The following is a 17909-nucleotide window of genomic DNA, read 5'->3' as shown; positions in this document are numbered from 1 at the left end:
TGTCGGTCCGTGACGCGCAGGTCCTTGCGTCCGGCCGCCACCCGCCTCGGCCCGCCACCCGCCTCGGCCCGGCGGCCGCATCCTCGGTGAACTGCGGCTGCCCACCGTCGTACCCGGCGCTGGCAGCCTCCTGAGCGCCCGCACCCTCGACCCGCGCCGCGCGGCGGCCCGACCCAAGGGGAGAGCCGGCCACATGCGCTCTTGGGGCCGCCGTGCAAGTCTGGAAGCGTCCCCCGTTCGAGACGCGCCAGGAGGCACGATCGTGGGCAAGAAACAGAGCCGGCAGAACCGCGGCGCCCGCACCGGCGGACACGAACGCAGCGCCGACGTGGAGTCGAAGGCCCAGGCGAAGCCAGCGGCCCCGCACGAGTCGGAGCAGCCGATGTCGAAGCACGTCGCACACAGGCAGCAGCGGAGGTTCGGCCACAACTGAGATGCGCGGTACTCACGTACCGGGCTCGGCCGAGCAGGCCGGGAGGCACCCGGTTCCGTGGTGCGGGACGCGCTCACCACATCGGCCTGTGGGCGGCACCACGGACCGGTCCCACTCACGCCCCTGTGGGAGGCACCACGGGGGAGGGTGGCTCCTGCCCCGGGTGCTGCTGGCGGCCGACGTAGGGTGACTGATCCATGTCGAGTGCCGGCCTCCAGACGTCCGTCAGCAAATGGAGGAGCTGTACATCCCGCCAAGCCGGCGGATCTCCTCCAGCGGGTACGGGGTCTGCCTGCTCCGGCGCTGGAGCTTGCGGTTGAAGTCCGATATCACGGCGGCGAGTGGCGCGTGCCGGGCGATGATCGCTGCCGCCTCCTCTGGGATTCCTGTGGGGCGCTTGCCCTCTGCGTAGGCGCGTACCAGGGCGTAGCGGCCGTCCCGGTCCGCCCTCTGGTACCCGTACAGAGCGGTGACCAGCCAGTTCACCAGATACGTGGCGGTGTAACAGCGGTCGTAGGGCTGATGCCGGTCGAAGAAGTCGGCCTCGTCCTGTGACAGGTCGAAGCGGGAGGAGATCGCGAGGCCGTAGTCCGCGAAGTAGAGGCGCCGGCCGTCGGTAAGGATGTTCTCGAAGTGCGCGTCGAAGTGCAGGAGCCCCCGCGCGTTCATGAACAAGGTTCCAGCTTCCAGGTTCTTCTCCACCATGGCGCAGGCCCGGTCCGCGGCCTCGGCACCTGCTTCGATCTGAGTGCCCAGCCACTGGTGCAGGTTCTGCGGGATGTACTCCAGGAACAGCGCGACGCTCGCCGAGGACTGCTGGAGAGCCTCGATCCGTCGGCGCACCTGCGATCCGCCGCCCCAGTAGGCAACAGCCCGTTCGACGTCGGCCAGTTCCGCGGGCAGGGGTGTCGAGTCGGGCAGCACCCTCCAGTGGTACATCAGGGGGAAGCCCTCGTATTCCGCCGCGAGCACCCAGTTCGTCGTCATGGTGTGCACGGCGAGTTCTCTCCAGGCCCCGAAGCCCGGCCCGCCGACGGTACCGATGCCGTACTGGCAGAAGACGGGCAGCTCGAACAGATTCGCCGTGGACCGGACGTGCTCAGGTTGCCTCTCCAAGTCGGTGAGGGGCACCCGCTTCACGAAGACCGGGGTTCCGGCGACCTCCATCAGGGCCGACTTCCCGCCGATACCGGATCCGATCGGCACGGCCGTGTCCACGAGCTCGCGCAGCGCGTGATCGCTGCACAAGGCCAGGGATGTGGAGACAGCACTATGGGCGGTCAGACGCGCACCGCGCGACATGGCAGGGCACTCCACTGCGGCCTCCACCTGGGTGCCGACCTCGATTCTGCAATGGCTACGCAGTCCCACCGAGCGCAACGACGCGTGGCTCTGCGGTTCGGCCTCCGGAACGGGCAGAGGGCGTCCAAGATCCGTGTGTGACGACAGACCTGAACACCCTCCTGACCGCACTTTACGTGAAGATCGACGACGAACTGGGGGAACCCGGTGCCTCGGTAGACCCCGCTGCCAAGTGACTCCGAACTCGTCTGTCTTCCTGTGGCTCAGGCCCTGCTCGGGTACCACTCGGAGGCCCGGTGGCTGCGCTACGCGAACAAGCACCTGACCGAGATGTTCCCGTACCTGCCCCAACGGCCCGGATACACGAGCGGTTGAAGGCTGTCGCTGCCGCTGCCGCTGCCGCTGCCGCTGCCGCTGCCGCTGCCGCTGCCGCAGCCGCTGCTCAAGCGCATGATCCGAGAGCTCGTCATGGACAGTGGCTTCTGGACCGACACGGTATGGTTCGCCGATTCCACCCCGGCGCCGTGCGGCATGTCGCGCCCGACCGTCCAGCGTTCGAACATGGCGGGCTGGGCCAGCTACGGCTACTGCGCGTCCCACTCCCGTTTTCTTCTGGGGCCTGCGCCTCTACCTGGTATGCACTCCGACCGGGATGCCGATCATGTGGGCCTTGGCCACCCCGCAAGTGCCGCTGCCCCACACGGCCCCCCACACCGCCCCCGCACATGCTCAGTCCCCGTCCCCGTCCCCGTCCTCGCCCCCCTCGCGTCCGGCGATCCGTCCGAAGCGGCGGGGCGCCCTGTGGCGGTGGGCCACCGCCGCCTGTCTGATCGCCGTCGTGTCGCTGTTGGCCCCGACGCCCGTGCGTGCCCTGCTCGCCCTGACGAACCTCGACGAACCTCTAAATCAAACCGCTGACGACGCTCCGGAAGGGGCCCTCTTCCTCTCCACTTGCCCGACCAGGTATCTTGCATCGCATGGAACCAGGTGATTCGACCAAGCAGGCACGGGCAGCCGCCCAACTGCGCAAGGGCGTCCTGGAGTACTGCGTACTCGCCCTGATGCGGGACCGCCCCCGCTACGGCGTGGAACTCCTCCACGCCCTGGAGGACTCCGGCGCCCTGGCCACCAGCCAGGGCACGGTCTACCCGCTGCTCTCCCGGCTCCGCCGCGACGACCTGGTCACCACCACCTGGCAGGAGTCCGCCTCTGGACCACCCCGTCGCTACTACGCGCTCACCGACAGCGGCCGCGCCGCGCTCGACGAGTTCACCCGCGTCTGGCCCGGCTTCCGCAACGCCGTCGACGCCTTCCTGACCACCCCGCCCCCCTCCACCGGAGACCTCACATGAAGACCTCTACCGACCCCGTACGCGACTACCTCTCCGCCGTCGAACGCGAGAGCTCCGCACTCCCCGCCGACCGTCGCCAGGAACTCCTCGCCGACCTCGCCGAACACATCGAGGTGACGCGCACCGAGCGCCCCGACGCCGCGATCGGCGAGATACTCGCGGAGCTGGGGGACCCGCGCACGATCGCGGCGACGGCACTGGCCGAGGCGGGGAACGGGACCACCGGCACCCCGGCCCGGGGCGACGTGGACGCACCTGCCCGGCGCGGCAAGGTGCACCCCCTGATCCCGCTCCTGATGCTCACCCTCTCGCTGCCGTTCACGATGATCTTCTCCATCGGCCCCGAGGCGGCGTTCGACCCCGGAGCGGTGTTCGGCTTCCTGTTCCGCGTCACCGGTGCGGTACTTCTCTGCACCTCAGTGCACTGGACCGCCGTCCAGAAGACCACCGGCGTGCTGCTCACCGTCATCGTGCCGACCATCGTCATCGTCACCTGGAACCTGATCAGCGGCTGGGCGGCGGGCGAAGTCCCGGCCCTCCTGGGCAACCTGGGAAGCCTCGCCCTGATGGTCGGCACGGCAGTATGGCTCTGGCGGGCCCGCCGTGCCTGAGCGCGGCCGCCGACTTCCCGGTCCACCAGGACGTTTCGTCGCAGACCTGAACCGAATCATCAGGCACCGCCCCTGACCCGGAAGCAGCGAAACGGCCGTTGCGTCGGCCGTTGGGTCGGACGATCTACTCCGCAGACAGCCGCCCACGACCAGCGTGAGCACCCCGAGCGCTGGTCACACCAGCCCTTTGAGCTGCGACTTCAAGTTGGTCATCGCGGGTGACACCCGCACCTTGCCGCAATGCGGTCCGGAGAGGACGCCGGCTGTCGTTGTGTGCAGGAGGGGCCCCTCAGCGGGACGTGCGCAGGGACGCGTCCAAGGCGGTCATCAGTTGCGCAACGCGGTTCTTGCCAGCCGGCGCGAGGGGATACCGATGGAGAACATCGATCAAGACCGGTGTGGCGCGCTGCCGAGCCTGCTCGATCATCCTGTTCGCGACTTCGGGATCGTCGCCTGCGTTGATTTCCGCTATGCGCGCTGCACTTGCAGCGGCGCGCAGGATGTGGCCCACCTGGTGAGCTTTCGCGATCGGGTGGAGGTACGCGGCAGCTGCGGCATCGCCGGCAGCGCGCGCAGCCAGACGTGAGGCTTCGGTGGGAGCATCCTTCGCTGCTCGGTGTGCGTCCAAGGAGGCGACACGCTGCAGTTTGGTCCTTCTCGCACCCTTGATGAACTCCCGTGCGGCATCAAGGGCTGCGCGAGGACGAGGATCACTGGGGTGGGCGTCCTCGAACACAGGGAGGACTTCCTGTGCGGTCTCTGCTACGTAGCGTGCCACGACTCGCAACTCGTCCATGGTCAGCTCGAAGTCACCGGACACCGACGTCGTCATGAGATCAAGCATCTCACTGGCGACCCATTTGATCGCCAGTCGCGCCACCGGCCGTTCCCACCGCGGCCGTCCGCCAAAGCCCCCGAGCGTCTTGGCTGAAGGAGTCGGCAAACGAGGGCGAGCTCAAGCGGTCAGCGCAGCACCGCTGTTCAGAAGGTCAGCGTAGACCTCTGCCGGAGTGTGATAGCCGTGGGTTTACCGGACATGGATCGAGCGAACCATCCAGTACCACCTCGGGTTGTCATCGTGCCGATCGCGGGCGCGCGGCCGGATCGAGCCTCCGATGTCCACTGCTGAGTGGAGGCCCGATCCGCGCGGCACCCGCCGCCCTCTGTCCGAGCGTGAGCATCGCCTCGGTGACCTCGCCGATCGCCGCATCGGGGAGCGCAGTGGCGGCCTCCTTGAGGACGAGCAGCCGTGCCCCGGGGATCTCGCGCGCGAGCGCCTCGCCGTTGCCGACGGGGAAGAACCGGTCGTGGCGGCCGTGGACGACGAGCGTGGGCACCTCGATCTCGGGCAGGCGCTCGCGCCAGCGGGGTGTGCAGTCGAGCCTGGAGAACACCATGCCCATCTGGTTGGCCATCTGTACCGGGGGTGCGGTGCCGGGGGTGCGGTCCCAGATGCGCGCAGCGATTGTGCGCGCGGCGACGGGGTCGTCACCGAGAATCTCCGCGCCGGCGGCGGCGAACTCCGCAACCGCCTCGCGGTCGGTCCAGTCGGGCATCGGACGCGCGAACAGCCGGCTCATCGTCGCCCGGTCATGGTCGGGGAGGTCATCGTCGGGCGTGCCAGGGGCAACCGCGCGGGTGCCGACCAGGGTGAGCGCCGAGAACGCGCCCGGATGGTCGAGCACGGCCGTCTGGGCGACCATCCCGCCGACGCCGATCCCCGCGAGGTGCGCAGGCCCCCCGCCGAGCGCTTCGGCAAGGGCCGCCGCGTCGGCGGCGAGGCCGCGCAGGGTGTAGGCGGGCGCCTCCGGATCCGTCGTCGTCGAATCCCCACTATCGCGGAGGTCGTAGCGCACCACACGGCGCCCGCCGGCGGCGAGGCGCTCACACAGCGCGTCGGGCCAGGAGAGCATCGTCGTCCCGCCCGTGAGCAGGACGAGTGGCGCGTCGTCGTCACCGAACGACTCGATGCCCAAGGCGATCGCATTGGCGTTGACAGTGGTCATCGGATCACCGGAAGACGTCGTAGGTCAGGTGCGTCGCGGTCGATGTCGAGGTTACGTTCCGTTGCACCAGCGTGTGCGGTGCTCCGCCGGTGAACAGTGGTGTCCCGGCGCCCAGCACGATGGGCGCGAGGTGCAGCGTCAGCGCGTCGACCAGTCCGGCGTCGAGTGCCGAGCCGATCGTGGCGCCGCCGCCCATGAGGACGACGTCGAGGTCCTTGCCGCTGTGCGACGACGCCGCCTCGGCGCGCTCGCGCGCGGCGGTGAGGGCGTCGGGCAGTCCGGTGGTGACGAACGTCCAGTCGAGGTCGGTGAGCCGCACCGACTCCGGCGGTGAGCTCGTCACGACGACGAACGCGGGCCTGCCGACCTCGCCGGCGCCGTAGCCGGTCGTGTCGTCCCAGCCGTTCGGCCCGTCGACCAGGTCGAAGAGGTGGCGGCCGAGGACGACGGCACCCGAGCGGGCGGTCCCCTCGCGCAGGTACCGGCGGTCGTCGGGGTCGTCGGAGAACGCCCAGGTGTGCAGGGCCTCGCCGCCGGTGCCCAGACCGTTGTCCGGACCGGGGTCGGGCCCGGTCACGAAGCCGTCGAGAGAGATCGAGATGTCCGCGATGATACGAGTCATGTCAGGGCAGACCCGATCCGCCGCCCAAACTCATCGCTCATGCACGAAGCGTGTGAGAAATGCGCACTCGAATCGTGGCTTCCGGCGGCAGGGCCGCGACGAGCCCCGCACTCACGTCATGCCGACCTTCTTGGGTATCGAGCCATGGGGCGCAGCGAGGTCAGTTGTCGTCCGGGTCTTCCCCGGCGTGGAGGCGGGTGGCGAGGTGGCCGGCCCAGGCCAGGGGCCAGGCGCGCAGGTCCTCTACCCGTTCAGGGCTTGGGCCGTAGTCGGTGAAGACCTGGTCGTCCCACCACTCGGCGCCGGTGAGGCGGTTGAAGCCGCACGCAAGGGGGCGCGCACTGGAAGTCCCGGAGGCTGTACAGATGGCGCACCCTGGGGTGCGAGCCGCCCAGGCACGTATCCGGCGTGGCCCGCAGGCGCGAGCGCGATATCGAGCGGTGGGCCGATAAAGCCTCCTACCACTTCTTCCCGTCGAGCCCGGCTCGCCGGGCGCGGCCCACCTCATCGGCGCCGGCTTTTGCCCTGCGGGCTTCCAGCTGGTCCCATTGCCGGGGCTTGGTGAACATCGGGGCCCGGCCACCGGGAATGGCGACCACTCCGCCGAAGCGTTCGTCGCCCGCGAACCAGATGGCCTCGGACATGTCCGCCTCCCACGTGCGGTGGCTGAGGACCGGGCTCATGACCATCTCCGCGGACCAACCGCCGGAGCCCCGGAAGACCTTGACGACATGGGGGCTGCGGGGCCGTCGCTCGTTGGTATCGAGGCGTTTGACTCCGGGGCGCTGCTCCCAGGGGTAGACCCGGAGAACGCGTTCGGTGCGCCGCAGCCACAAGGCATTGCTGATGGCGATCTGCATCATCACGAAACCGGCGATTGCCACGACAATGGCGGCAATTTGAGCCGGGCGGGAGCCGATGGCGGCGAGTACGCCGACGGCGGCGGCGATCAGGATCGCCGGCACCAGGCGTGTCCACACCCGTATGCGCAGGGATCGGCAGATCTCCTGCATCCGCGGATCGTCCAGGGCATTCCCCGGAATCGTCGGTATCTGCGGGCCGTCGGCCGGCAAGCGATTCAGGCTCATCCGGATGCCTTCCGCGTGTGTTCCTCGGCTTCTCGTCGCCGGATGGCGGCCGGATCCTCGACGGGACTCGGCCCGTCTGGGGAATCGAACGTAACGGTGTGGGCCATGGCCAGCAAAATCTCCCGGTACTCGGCAACATGTGCCAGGGCGGCCGTGGTGAGCTGCATGAGGTATACCGACGATCCGGTGGGGCTGGGGAGCAGTACGGTGCCGCGTCCGACAGGCACTCAGCCGCCCGGGTGCTGGCAAGCGCTTCCAGGATGTGATGGTCCAGCTCTGGCTGGCTGCGCCCTTGGGCAGGCCGACCGACGTGCCGTCGCGGTACGGAAGGAAGCCGCCATTAGTGGATCTTGAAGAGAAATACTCGCTGGTCACAGAGTTCGCGACTGCGGTTGTCTCCATCTGCTTGGGCTCGAGTAAGACACCGTCCGGGTCTCCGTCCGCTGACCAAGGCGGAGAACATTGCATTCCGGGCCGCGGCGACTTGGTCGCCTCTACAGTTGCGTCATGGATTTCAACTGGGACGACTCGACTTGGGAACTCAACCTGGTGCAGCGTCCCTCCGACACGCACCTCTCGAAGTCGAGCACTCCGGGCGGAACGAGCCCGCTGGCGCGGGATGACGACAACACGCTCGTCACGCACGCCGTGCTGTTCTCCGGGAACAAGGCGGTCCTGGGGATCCTCGGCGTGGGCGTTGTGGTGGGGGTCGCTGCGGTGAAGGCCGCGCCGCACGTCAAGAGCGGGCTGATCAGCCTCAAGTCGAAGCTGAGCCGCCGGGCGGAGGAGACCGCCGACGTCGAGGTCCCCGTTCCCCTCACGGTCGTTGCGGAGGTCGAGCCGGAGCAGCCTGACGCCCCCCGACTGCGCGCTGTCTGACCGTCAGGCCAGGTGCTGGCGAGGGCCAGGTGCCGGCGAGGGTCGGGGTAGGTCCGCATCACGGACTGGGTGATGCGCGTACGCGCATCATTCCCGCGCATCGAGATGCTGCTGCGCGGCGTCCGCAGCGTCCAAGAAAGCCGTCGATGCCGTCGCCGTCCATGCCCGAGCACGTCTGCTGCCCGGCCCTGGAGGCAGGGACGACCAGCCCCTGCTCGGTCAAAGGTCGCGGCTGTCCTCCGGGGTCGGCAGCCGGTCCGACCGGGGTGCGTAGCGGACTGCTGGGATGGCTGGGGGATGGTGTGCTCGGCCGGCTGATTCCGGAGGACGACTTGCGCGCGGCCGGGCTGCAGTTGTCCCGGTCGGCAGTTCCCGCGAGGCGAATCGAGGCTGACCCGGAGGCGGGGTCCGACAGTCGGGATGTCTGAGGGCTGGAGGGGCAGTTGGTCGAGGAATGTCAACTCTGTGAGTGAGTGGGCGAAGGCAGAGGTCGGCCGGCTTCGTCGGTTACTCGGTCTCCAGGAGCAGCAGTTGACGGTACTTCGGCGTGCCCTGCATGTTCTGACCGCCGATCCCCTATCCGGAAGTGATCAGCGAGGTGCGGGGCAGGGGCAGGGTGCGGGTGGCGTCGTCCGCCCGCGGGATGAGGCTGGGGCCGACGAGACTCACCGGTGAGATCCCTGGCTGGTCCCGTCTCGGTGGGCGGCATCGCCGATGTCCCCTCCGCGTCCAGCACCGTCCGTTCTCCGACGGTTGTGGCCCAGACACTCCTCGGCCGTGGCCGAGCGCCGCCGTGGTGGCGGAGCAGGAAGATTTGAGAATGCACGGCGGCGGCGCACCGTACCATTTCAGGCTTATCGAGCTGCGGTCAGCTCTTAAGGCCGCGAGAGGAAAGCGAACCAGGTTTTTCAGAGCCAGAATCGTGGGATTCCGCGTGACTCACCCGATCAGCTGCGCTCGGGGAGAGATCGACTGCAGGGGCGTGCATGGTGCTGGCATGGACACTGCACAGGTGAATCACCCGAAGAAGACCGTTTCGCGAATATTCGCGGTCAGTGCTGCCCTGGGCCTCGCTCTTGCGGCAGGGGCGGCGACGGCCGCATCCGCCGTGGCTGCGACGCCCGGCCGTCACCTCGCCACAAACGCCGCAACTACCCAGTCGAGCCCAACCGGTGGCCACGGCGACGGCTTGGGACTCGACGGCGGGTGGGGTCACGGTCACGACCACGATGATGACGACTGCAGCGGTCTCATCGTCCTCCTCTGCCACTGACGGACATCCCGCACGGGCTCGGGCCAGGTGGGAGGAGGGCGATGCGCCTGCGCAGTTCCTTCTCCGCCTCGCCCAGGGGATGAAGTTGACGCCTGAATATTGAGTCGCACCGAGTCCTGCGCAGCCCACGGCAAGGGATTTTCCGTCCGTATGCGGGGGAAATCAACGAGTGCGTCAACTCCCGTTATCTGACGGGTCGCAAGGTGATTCCCATTCCCCGCTCGCAGTAGCTGCCGGCTAGCGCTTTTCCGTCAGGGCTGGATGCCGCGGAGCCCATGCCACCGAGGTGTTCGGTAAAGGAAGCGAAACCGGCGATATGCGCATTGTCCGGACATCACAGTGACCTTCCAGCAGCCGCTTGGTGGGTGCACTCGAACCCGAGAAGCTGTACGCCCTCGTGTCGCTTCAGCGGCTGTTCGGTCGGGGGCTACCTGGGGATCGCAGGGAGGAGCCCTGTATTCGCCCCGGCCGGCACCCGCACCCCGGACAGGCCGTCAAGGCGCGCAAGACTGGCCGGCCGCACATGAACCTGGTTCCACTCATCAGGCCCCGTTGGAATCGATCATCCAGGGAACCGGGAGGCGCTCTACCGGCGGACCGCCGAGATCAGTCCGCCGGGCCGCTCCTCGCGCTGAGGAGGGGTGCTGATCGGGCGGCCGTAGGCGGCAGCGCGCTCGCGCAGGGTGTGGCTGTCGGCCTCCCAGCCGTGCCCGACCAGCCAGCCCACCGGGTCGTCGGGCATCTCCGAGACCCACATGGACGCCGCCGATCCCGGCGCGGCGTCCCCGCCGAAGCGCTCGATCACGCCGCGCGAGCCCAATGTCAGCCCCATCCGACTGCCCGCCGCCGACTGCGCGCTGATCCGGGCCAACAGGAGCTCCACCGCGTCCTCGGGCAGATAGATCAGTAGTCCTTCGGCGATCCACGCGGTCGGCACGGCCGGGTCGTGCCCTGCGGCGGCCAGTGCGCCTGGCCAGTCCTCACGCAGATCCACCGTGACGGTGATCCGCTCGCAGCGTGCGACGGCCCGCTCCTGGCGCAACACCGCCGCCTTGAAGTCCAGTGGCGCGGCGGTGTCGACCTCGAACAGCCGGGTGCCCTCGGGCCAGTCCATCCGGAAGGCCCGGCTGTCCATGCCGGCGCCGAGCAGCACGACCTGCCGGACCCCGGACGCGGAGGCCTGCTGCAACAGGTCGTCGAGGAACTTCGTCCTGATGACGATGGAGAACGACACGGCCAGCCGGCGGCGTCGCGCGGCCTCGTCATCGGGCGGCGGCGAGGAGGGCCACAGGCCGCCGGCGGTGGCGAAGGCCTGTGCCAGTGGGTCGTGGAACAGCGCGTTCTCCCGCTCGGTCTCCAGTGCCCGCACCCTGGCCACCCCCACCGCCGTGGCCCACACTCCCGACGGCTGCACCCGCTCCTGCTCATCAGTCACCTCGCCAACCTAGATGCTCGATTCCAAGGGGCCTGATGAGGGAGCCGGCTTCATGCGTGGCCGGCCAGTCATGCGCGCACCGACCGCCTACGACCACTGAGACCACCATTGGGCGAAGATCAACAGTCACCCTGTGTACGCGACCACACGAAGTGGACCAGAGCCCGAGAAGGTTCTGACGCAACTTCTGCGGGTTGGCAACGGAGCGTCACAAGGCGCGCCGGCTCACCTTCAACTGGCGGCCCTTGCGGGTGGCGTACTCGTCGACGCCGACCACCCGTGGACCGGACACCTCCGGCTCGGGAGCCAGGCCGATCGCGGCGGATTCAGCGGCTGGTGCGGTCCGGATTCAATGGCAAGCTCAGCCGGCAGCCGGTGGCGGAAGCGCGGGGTGTGCTCGTGCCGCTGGCGCGGCACAGGCCGCTACCCATGGCTGGCAGCTAAACGCCAACGGATCCGTCGCCAATACCACATACCTTCAACGGAAGTCATCTCTCCGTTTCTTCGGTGTGGCTGGTTATGATCGACACCCCCCACATCGCGTCAAAGCCGAACCGGGCTTCCCCCAGTCCTGAACCTAGGGCTGCGTCTGGTCTCGGCTGTTGGACCGTCCCCAGTGTTTCCCCGCTCTCCGAGGACTGATGTCACCCATAGAACCCGAAGGCGCACGAGGGCAGTCGACGACTCGTCGGCGGCGTACCCTGCGCCTGCGTACGCTGCTCATTTGGCTGGCAATCGTCCCTATTCTGGCGATGAGTGCCCAAGTGGTCATGACCGCACAGCGGCTGGTGCACCAGTCGGAGAACCTGCACGCCGATGTGGCAGTTGGTGAGCGGATCGACGTACCGCTGACCAAGCTGATGGTCAAAGTGCAGGCTGAGCGGACGATGACCGCCACACGGTGGGCGGGCGGCTCCGTGGCCAAGAACGAACTACGCGAGCGGCGCACGGCCACGGACCGGGCCGCGGACGAGTTCCGCCGGTCGGCGGACGGAGCCCTGGCGGCGAACGGGCGCGAGGACGAACGTTACGTCGCGGAGCTGAAGCACAGCCTCGCGGATCTGGCCACCTTCCGTGAGCGGGCGGACTCCCGCAGAGGAGGCGTGGAGCGGACGACCGGCTACTACTCCGACCTCGTCGACCGCATCATCCGGGTGTACCAGAACCAGTTCAGCCATGCGGAAGACGCCGAGCTCATCCAGGAGAGCGGCGTGGTCGTCACGATGTTCACGGTGTCCGAGATGGTGGCGCGCGAGACCACCATCCACGCCATGGCTGGGCCGTCCAGGCGCCTGAGCTCCTCCGGGTTCGCCGAATTCGTCAACTCCGTCGGAACCCAGCGGTACCAGTACGACGAGTGGGTCGCGCCGTATCTGACGGCCGAGGACAGAGCGGACTACGACCAGGTCTTCGCCTCGGACGGCTGGAAGACGAAGGTCCGCATCGAGGACGCGGTCATCTCCGACCACCAGAACACGGCGTCCGGCATCAAGCTCCCCATGGTGGCCGACGCCTGGCGGGGCGCGTATGACAAGTTCGCGGGGCGCCTTGCCGCGCTCGACGCGAAACAGGCGCGGACAGTACTCGTGCACGCCGACGCCAAGGCCACGCAGCTGGAGACCGAGGTCATCTGGCTGATCGTCGGAAACGGCGCAGCCCTCCTTGCCGTCGCGGCCGTCATCGTGCTCACCACGCGCTCCGTGCTCCGCCGCCTGCGCGGTCTGCACCAACGCACGGTGGCCATTGCTGAGGACACGCTGCCGGATGTCGTGGCCCGGCTCCAGCGGGGGCAGACCGTCGACGACGATGCGCTGCCTGCGATGAGCGGGGACCAGGACGAGGTCGGACGTATCAGCGACGCGTTCGCCCGGGTCGTCTCCGTATCCGTCGATGGGCATGCGCAGCTCGCGGCCGAGCGTCAGGGCTTCGGTATGTTCGCCGCGGGCATCGCCTCGCGCACCGGAAACCTGGTCAGCCGGCAGTTGACCCTCACCGACGAACTGCAGGACGCCTTCGGTCACAACGAGGAGCTTCTCGCCGGGTTGATGCGATCCGACCAGTTGACGGTAGGTATGCGGCGGCAGGTCGAGAACCTGCTCATCCTGGCAGGTGGGGAGATCCCCGATCCGCACACCGAGCCCATGCGCATCGCCGACCTGCTGCGCGAAGCCGCCGCGGAAGTCGAGGACTTCCGGCGGATCGAGCGCCAGGCCCTGGACGAGATCAGCGTGGCACCGCGGGTGATCAGCGAGATCAGCCACCTCTTGGCAGAACTCCTCGACAATGCCACCCGGTTCTCCCCGCCGCAGTCGAAGGTGGTCGTCCGTGCCGAACTGGTGACGGACGGGCTGTTGGTCGACATCGAGGACCGCGGGCCGCGGGTGACCGCCGCGACCTACGAGGAGATGAACGGGCGTCTGCACTCGGCCCCGCCGTACTCCGTCCTGGCGGAGAACGCACACCGGCTCGGACTCTTCGTGGTCGGCCACATCGCCGAACAGCTCGGGGCCACAGTGACGCTGCGCCGCTCGGTATACGGGGGGACGTCGGCCGTGGTGATCCTTTCCGAGGAGCTCCTTGTGCCGACCGAACCGGTCCGGGCAGGAAAGGAAGCGCCGCGTGCGGCGGCGACGCCCGCCCGTGCGGCAGCGACGCCCGCCCCGGCACCGGTCACGCTCAACGAACGCAAGCCCGAGGTGGTCTTGCACGCGAAGACCGGGCCGGCCGGCCGTAGGACGCCGGAGCGCTCACGCGAGCGGGCGGTGGAGAGTAAGCCGCCGCTTCCCTCCGTGACACGGGACGGTGACGCGAAGCCGGCCCTCCCCGAGCGGGTCCCGCAGGCTCATATCGCCGAGCGGCTCCGCGCGCCACACGCACCGGAGACTGCCGTCGATCAGGACGCGGCGACACCCGAAGAGGTGGCCGACGCCTGGGCAGACTACGAACACGGAACTCAGACAGTGGAAGAAGAACTCCGACAGGATCAGCCATGACGACGCCAACGAACGACATGATCTACAGCGTCCTGGACAACAACCTGAGCAGGATCGCCGGCATCAAGGGAGCCGTACTCCTGTCCAACGACGGGATCAAACTCAGCTCGTACGAGCTGGAACGGGACCAGGCGGAGCGCATAGCCGCCGCGTCCTCCGGTATCGCGTCCACGATGAAGGCGATATCCAGGGAGGTCGACGGCGGCCGGGTCATCCGCCAGCTGGTCGAGATGGACGACAGCTATCTCTGCATCGTCGGGTGCGGGGAGGGCAGCACGCTGATCGTGGTGACCTCCCGCAAGGCACGGCTGGGGGAGCTGGGCGGTGAAGCCGTGCGCACCGCCCAGGCGCTCGGTGAGTGGCTGAGCACGCCTGAGCGCGGCCAGGCGCAGCGCTCGTAATGGCGGACGAGCCCGGGCCGCGAGAGGGAGGCCGCCGCCGAACGCGGCTGTACGCGCTGACGGATGGCCGTACGGCGGCTGCACACGCCGCCCTCACCATGGACACCACGATCACGGCCGTGGCCGTCGCGGACGGCCACGGCGGTCTGCCCAGTGAGTGGCAGGCCATTCTCGCGATGTGCTCGCCCCCGGGCGGCCTGGCGGTCGCCGAGATCGCGGCGCGCATGCACATCCGCCTCACTCCCATGACGCTTCTTCTCGGCGAACTCGCGGATCGGGGGCTGATCGAGCACCGGTCGCCCCTTGAAGGGGCCGAGACCACCAATGTCCACCTGCTCATGAGAATCAGGGACAACCTTGCCCGGATATGACACCTCTGCCCAGGAAGCGGCCCCCGTCAAGATCCTCATCGCTGGCGGATTCGGGGTCGGCAAGACGACCCTGGTCGAGACGGTCTCCGAGATCGAGCCGTTGCGCACCGAGGAGCGGCTGACGAGCGCGGGCGTCGGCGTCGATGACCTCGACGGCATCGAGTCCAAGGCGGTCACCACCGTCGCGATGGACTTCGGCCGCATCACCCTCACCGACGCACAGGTCGTGCTCTACCTGTTCGGCACACCTGGCCAGGAGCGCTTCTGGTTCATGTGGGACGACCTGCTGAACGGGGCACTCGGGGCGATCGTCCTTGTGGACACACGACGCCTCGACCGAAGTTTCCCGGCCATCGACTTCTTCGAGAACCGAGGGCTTCCGTTCGTGGTCGCCGCGAACTGCTTCCACGGCGAACAGCCCTACACCGCCGAGGAGATCAGGGCGGCGCTGCATCTGCGTGACCCCAACACACCCATCCGTATGCTCGATGCCCGCTCCCGCGACGAAGCTCGCGGTGCCCTGCTCGCGCTTCTCGACATGCTCATCATCAAAGCCGGGGTCGCGGCAACCGGCTGACACCCGCGACGCCCCGCGACGCCGCTCAGTCGCCCTGGGCCGTAAACGGGCCGTCGCTGGATACCGCGGGCCGGGTCGTTCAGGTTCTCCAGCTGTGCGGGCAGCCGTGTGCGTATCGCGTCGCCGATGTGCGCCCGTCCCTCGTCGTCGCATCCGACGGGGGCCTCGGGGATGATGCAGAACTCGTTGCCTTCGGGGGCGGCCGTCACCAGGAACCCGCCGTCGGCGTATTCCTCCAGTCGGCGGCCGCCGAGTGCCTCGACTCGTTGCCACTCTGCGGCCGGGTCGGGGAGGTGACGTCGAAGTGCATGGGTTCTTGCCGGACTGTGGTTCGGTGATCTGCTGGAAACCCCAGACCCGGGCCATTCTCGGGCCGCTGCCACATATATGGCCCCGCGCGGTCCACTCCGGTCGCATCGCGCCCCGCGAAATGGCTGGACAGTGGTACACGCGTCTGGAGACCATCCCCTACCCGCGTACAGGCAGAGGGCGGCACCGGATCCCAGGTTCAGTTGTCGCTGCGCATGAAATTGTGGACTGCTTCCGGGCCCGCGTCACCACACCCGTTGCCGGGTGCGCTGATGGGCAACCTCAAGCCATTGCCCCCAACAGTTCCGCAGTCCCTGTCAACGTGCCCCGCGGCGGTGACTCCGGAGGAGTCAATGCAGGTGTTATTGGAGATCTTGGTCTGGGGTGCGGGCTTCGTCAGGGCGTGTATTCGGGCTGCGCCCGGAGGACATCGACCATGCGAGAGGCGTACTTCATGGTCGACGCCAAGTTCGGGCGATCGGCGGCAGGTTGTACTTCGCCCTGCCCAAGGGGGCGAAGACCCGTACCGTCGACATGCCGCGCTCGGTCGCCCAAGAGCTCAAGGGCTGTGTCAAGGCGTTCCCGTCAGTAGAGGTCGAGCTCCCGTGGGGGAAGCCGGGGGCGGACAGACCCCGAAGGAAGTTCTCCCTTCTTCTCACTACGGGCTTCGGTATCGCCGTGGCCGTGAACACGTGGAACACCTACACATGGAAGCCCGCGCCGGCCAAGGCCGGCATTGGTGACTGTGGCGCGGTGGCTCGGGCACTCCTCGCCGGCAGTGACGCTCGGTTACTGTGCTCACTTCATGCCGGACGCCGGAAGCAAGGGGCGTACCGCCATTGACGGACCGCTCGACGGGAAGGGGGATGCGTCGTGTCGGTAGAAACTCCCCAGATTCTCCCCAGATTCTCCCCAGGGCTGGTCGTGGCGGATTCCCCGACTGTGCCGGTCCGGAGCTAATTATGGATTGTTAGGCCACTGGGTCGGATAGCCTGGGAAAATGCTGACAGAAGTCATTGCGACTCGCTATGTGACACCCCTGCGGGAGGGTGGCTCGCTCCCGGGAATCGTCGAGGCCGACGATCTCGGTACGTACATCATGAAGTTCACCGGCGCGGGCCAGGGCCGTAAGACCCTGGTGGCCGAGATCATCTGCGGACTGCTGGGGCGTCGGCTCGGTCTGCGGGTGCCGGATCTGGTGCAGATGCAGCTCGACCCCGTGATCGGGATGGGTGAGCCCGATCAGGAGGTGCAGGAGCTCCTCAAGGCCAGCGGTGGGCTGAATCTCGGAATGGACTACCTCCCCGGGTCGCTCGGCTTCGACCCGCTCGCCTTCGAGGTGAGCGCCCGCGAGGCGGGCCGCGTGGTGTGGTTCGACGCGCTGATCAACAACGTCGACCGGTCCTGGCGCAACCCCAACATGCTGGTCTGGCACGGCGAACTGTGGCTGATCGACCACGGCGCCACGATGATCTGGCACCACAACTGGCCCAGCGCCGAGAAGGCCGCGGTCAAGCCGTTCAACGCCTCCGACCATGTGCTGGCCGGTTTCTCCCCGGACATCGCCGCGGCCGCCACCGAGTTCGCGCCCCGTGTCACCGAGGAGCTGCTCACCGGGATCGTCGCCGAGGTCCCGGACGAATGGCTGGCCGACGAGCCCGGCTTCGGCGCGCCGGACGAGGTGCGCGGGGCCTACATACGGACGCTGCTGGCCCGCGCCGAGATGATCAGCGACCACATCACCATCGGGGACCCCACCGAGGATGCTCCCTCCAGGGCACCGGAATGGCTGGCGGGCAAGCTGCCGCGGAGGGCTGTGAAGTGAGCGGTCTGCACAATGGGCGCGATGTTTTCGAGTACGCCCTGCTCAAGGTCGTGCCGCGGGTCGAGCGGGGTGAGATGATCAACGCCGGCGTGATCGTGTACTGCCGCGCCCGGCACTTCGTCGAGGCCCGCACCCATCTGGACGAGGCACGGCTGCGCGCTCTGGACCCCTCGTGCGACGTCGAGGGCGTACGGGCCGCGCTCACCGCCGTCGAGGGGATCTGCCACGGCGGGGCGCAGGCCGGCCAGGCGGCCGGGGACGACCCGGGGCGCCGCTTCCGCTGGCTGATCGCGCCGCGCAGCACGATCGTCCAGCCGGGGCCCGTCCACACCGGGCTGACCACCGACCCCTCCGCCGAGGCGACACGGCTGCTGGAGTTGCTGGTGCGCTGACGGGCCAAGCACCGCCACCACGTACGGCGCCGGGTCCGTC

General features: G+C 68.4%; 16 protein-coding genes and 1 pseudogene. 10 read left to right on the top strand and 7 right to left on the bottom strand.

Annotation, left to right across the window (positions count from 1 at the left end; translation table 11 throughout):
- Window positions 1-262: 262 nt before the first annotated feature.
- Window positions 263-433 (top strand): hypothetical protein, encoded by a 171-nt coding sequence (locus ACGFML_RS32460; RefSeq protein ID WP_393549218.1) that lies wholly within the window; start codon window positions 263-265, stop codon window positions 431-433.
- A 225-nt stretch (window positions 434-658) separates the two neighbouring features.
- Here ACGFML_RS32460 and ACGFML_RS32455 read toward each other — a convergent pair whose 3' ends face one another.
- Complete coding sequence (locus tag ACGFML_RS32455; RefSeq protein ID WP_393549217.1) at window positions 659-1735, bottom strand: protein kinase family protein; 1077 nt, start codon at window positions 1733-1735, stop codon at window positions 659-661.
- 977 nt (window positions 1736-2712) lie between these two features.
- Here ACGFML_RS32455 and ACGFML_RS32450 point away from each other — a divergent pair.
- The gene (locus ACGFML_RS32450) at window positions 2713-3087 is read left to right on the top strand and encodes a PadR family transcriptional regulator (protein WP_393549216.1); all 375 of its coding nucleotides are present in this window, start codon (window positions 2713-2715) and stop codon (window positions 3085-3087) included.
- Entirely contained in the window at window positions 3084-3698 is a 615-nt protein-coding gene (locus ACGFML_RS32445; RefSeq protein WP_393549215.1) for an HAAS signaling domain-containing protein, read from the top strand. Before ACGFML_RS32450 ends, ACGFML_RS32445 begins: the two co-directional genes overlap by 4 nt.
- 289 nt (window positions 3699-3987) lie before the next feature.
- Here ACGFML_RS32445 and ACGFML_RS32440 read toward each other — a convergent pair whose 3' ends face one another.
- The 4 genes from ACGFML_RS32440 to ACGFML_RS32425 all read right to left on the bottom strand — a co-directional run bounded on the left by ACGFML_RS32440 (window position 3988) and on the right by ACGFML_RS32425 (window position 7414).
- Complete coding sequence (locus ACGFML_RS32440) at window positions 3988-4578, bottom strand: putative immunity protein (RefSeq protein ID WP_393549214.1); 591 nt, start codon at window positions 4576-4578, stop codon at window positions 3988-3990.
- A 193-nt stretch (window positions 4579-4771) separates the two neighbouring features.
- Window positions 4772-5704 carry an alpha/beta fold hydrolase gene (locus ACGFML_RS32435; RefSeq protein ID WP_393549213.1) on the bottom strand — a complete coding sequence of 311 codons (933 nt, stop codon included), beginning with the start codon at window positions 5702-5704 and terminating at the stop codon, window positions 4772-4774.
- 4 nt (window positions 5705-5708) lie between these two features.
- A complete protein-coding gene (locus tag ACGFML_RS32430) occupies window positions 5709-6326 on the bottom strand; it encodes a dihydrofolate reductase family protein (RefSeq protein ID WP_393549212.1) in 618 nt (205 codons plus the stop codon).
- 458 nt (window positions 6327-6784) lie between these two features.
- On the bottom strand, window positions 6785-7414 hold the full coding sequence (locus tag ACGFML_RS32425; protein ID WP_393549211.1) for a hypothetical protein: 630 nt from the start codon (window positions 7412-7414) through the stop codon (window positions 6785-6787).
- 507 nt (window positions 7415-7921) lie between these two features.
- Here ACGFML_RS32425 and ACGFML_RS32420 point away from each other — a divergent pair.
- Window positions 7922-8293 (top strand): hypothetical protein, encoded by a 372-nt coding sequence (locus tag ACGFML_RS32420; protein WP_393549210.1) that lies wholly within the window; start codon window positions 7922-7924, stop codon window positions 8291-8293.
- A 1859-nt stretch (window positions 8294-10152) separates the two neighbouring features.
- Here ACGFML_RS32420 and ACGFML_RS32415 read toward each other — a convergent pair.
- Window positions 10153-10965, bottom strand: a complete 813-nt coding sequence (locus tag ACGFML_RS32415) for a class I SAM-dependent methyltransferase (RefSeq protein ID WP_393549300.1) — start codon at window positions 10963-10965, stop codon at window positions 10153-10155.
- Window positions 10966-11753: 788 nt separating this feature from the next.
- Between ACGFML_RS32415 and ACGFML_RS32410 the strand changes: the two genes are divergently transcribed.
- From ACGFML_RS32410 to ACGFML_RS32395, 4 genes are read left to right on the top strand one after another with little or no spacing between them, the layout of a single operon-like run.
- Window positions 11754-13994: a nitrate- and nitrite sensing domain-containing protein gene (locus ACGFML_RS32410; protein WP_393549209.1), complete on the top strand. Its 2241-nt coding sequence runs from the start codon at window positions 11754-11756 to the stop codon at window positions 13992-13994.
- Complete coding sequence (locus ACGFML_RS32405) at window positions 13991-14395, top strand: roadblock/LC7 domain-containing protein (protein WP_030083887.1); 405 nt, start codon at window positions 13991-13993, stop codon at window positions 14393-14395. Before ACGFML_RS32410 ends, ACGFML_RS32405 begins: the two co-directional genes overlap by 4 nt.
- Window positions 14395-14766: a DUF742 domain-containing protein gene (locus ACGFML_RS32400; RefSeq protein WP_053209654.1), complete on the top strand. Its 372-nt coding sequence runs from the start codon at window positions 14395-14397 to the stop codon at window positions 14764-14766. The genes ACGFML_RS32405 and ACGFML_RS32400 overlap by 1 nt, the downstream gene beginning before the upstream one ends.
- Entirely contained in the window at window positions 14753-15343 is a 591-nt protein-coding gene (locus tag ACGFML_RS32395) for an ATP/GTP-binding protein (protein ID WP_393549208.1), read from the top strand. Before ACGFML_RS32400 ends, ACGFML_RS32395 begins: the two co-directional genes overlap by 14 nt.
- Window positions 15344-15573: 230 nt before the next feature.
- Here the strand turns inward: ACGFML_RS32395 and ACGFML_RS32390 are convergent.
- Window positions 15574-15726, bottom strand: a pseudogene (locus ACGFML_RS32390) (hypothetical protein); the annotation flags it as partial.
- Window positions 15727-16652: 926 nt separating this feature from the next.
- Here ACGFML_RS32390 and ACGFML_RS32385 point away from each other — a divergent pair.
- Both ACGFML_RS32385 and ACGFML_RS32380 read left to right on the top strand, forming a co-directional pair.
- Complete coding sequence (locus ACGFML_RS32385) at window positions 16653-17477, top strand: HipA family kinase (protein ID WP_393549207.1); 825 nt, start codon at window positions 16653-16655, stop codon at window positions 17475-17477.
- On the top strand, window positions 17474-17869 hold the full coding sequence (locus tag ACGFML_RS32380) for a DUF3037 domain-containing protein (protein WP_393549206.1): 396 nt from the start codon (window positions 17474-17476) through the stop codon (window positions 17867-17869). Before ACGFML_RS32385 ends, ACGFML_RS32380 begins: the two co-directional genes overlap by 4 nt.
- Window positions 17870-17909: the final 40 nt, after the last annotated feature.

The organism is Streptomyces sp. NPDC048650 (genome assembly GCF_043199095.1).
Taxonomy (GTDB): domain Bacteria; phylum Actinomycetota; class Actinomycetes; order Streptomycetales; family Streptomycetaceae; genus Streptomyces.
This window is presented reverse-complemented; position numbering and strand designations above follow the sequence as displayed.

Excerpts from the sequence above, each read along its gene's own strand:
- ACGFML_RS32425 (WP_393549211.1), bottom strand. The coding sequence starts at position 7,414 with ATGAGCCTGAATCGCTTGCCGGCCGACGGCCCGCAGATACCGACGATT.
- ACGFML_RS32435 (WP_393549213.1), bottom strand. The coding sequence starts at position 5,704 with ATGACCACTGTCAACGCCAATGCGATCGCCTTGGGCATCGAGTCGTTC.
- ACGFML_RS32430 (WP_393549212.1), bottom strand. The coding sequence starts at position 6,326 with ATGACTCGTATCATCGCGGACATCTCGATCTCTCTCGACGGCTTCGTG.
- ACGFML_RS32420 (WP_393549210.1), top strand. The coding sequence starts at position 7,922 with ATGGATTTCAACTGGGACGACTCGACTTGGGAACTCAACCTGGTGCAG.
- ACGFML_RS32405 (WP_030083887.1), top strand. The coding sequence starts at position 13,991 with ATGACGACGCCAACGAACGACATGATCTACAGCGTCCTGGACAACAAC.
- ACGFML_RS32400 (WP_053209654.1), top strand. The coding sequence starts at position 14,395 with ATGGCGGACGAGCCCGGGCCGCGAGAGGGAGGCCGCCGCCGAACGCGG.
- ACGFML_RS32385 (WP_393549207.1), top strand. The coding sequence starts at position 16,653 with ATGCTGACAGAAGTCATTGCGACTCGCTATGTGACACCCCTGCGGGAG.
- ACGFML_RS32450 (WP_393549216.1), top strand. The coding sequence starts at position 2,713 with ATGGAACCAGGTGATTCGACCAAGCAGGCACGGGCAGCCGCCCAACTG.
- ACGFML_RS32445 (WP_393549215.1), top strand. The coding sequence starts at position 3,084 with ATGAAGACCTCTACCGACCCCGTACGCGACTACCTCTCCGCCGTCGAA.
- ACGFML_RS32455 (WP_393549217.1), bottom strand. The coding sequence starts at position 1,735 with ATGTCGCGCGGTGCGCGTCTGACCGCCCATAGTGCTGTCTCCACATCC.
- ACGFML_RS32410 (WP_393549209.1), top strand. The coding sequence starts at position 11,754 with ATGAGTGCCCAAGTGGTCATGACCGCACAGCGGCTGGTGCACCAGTCG.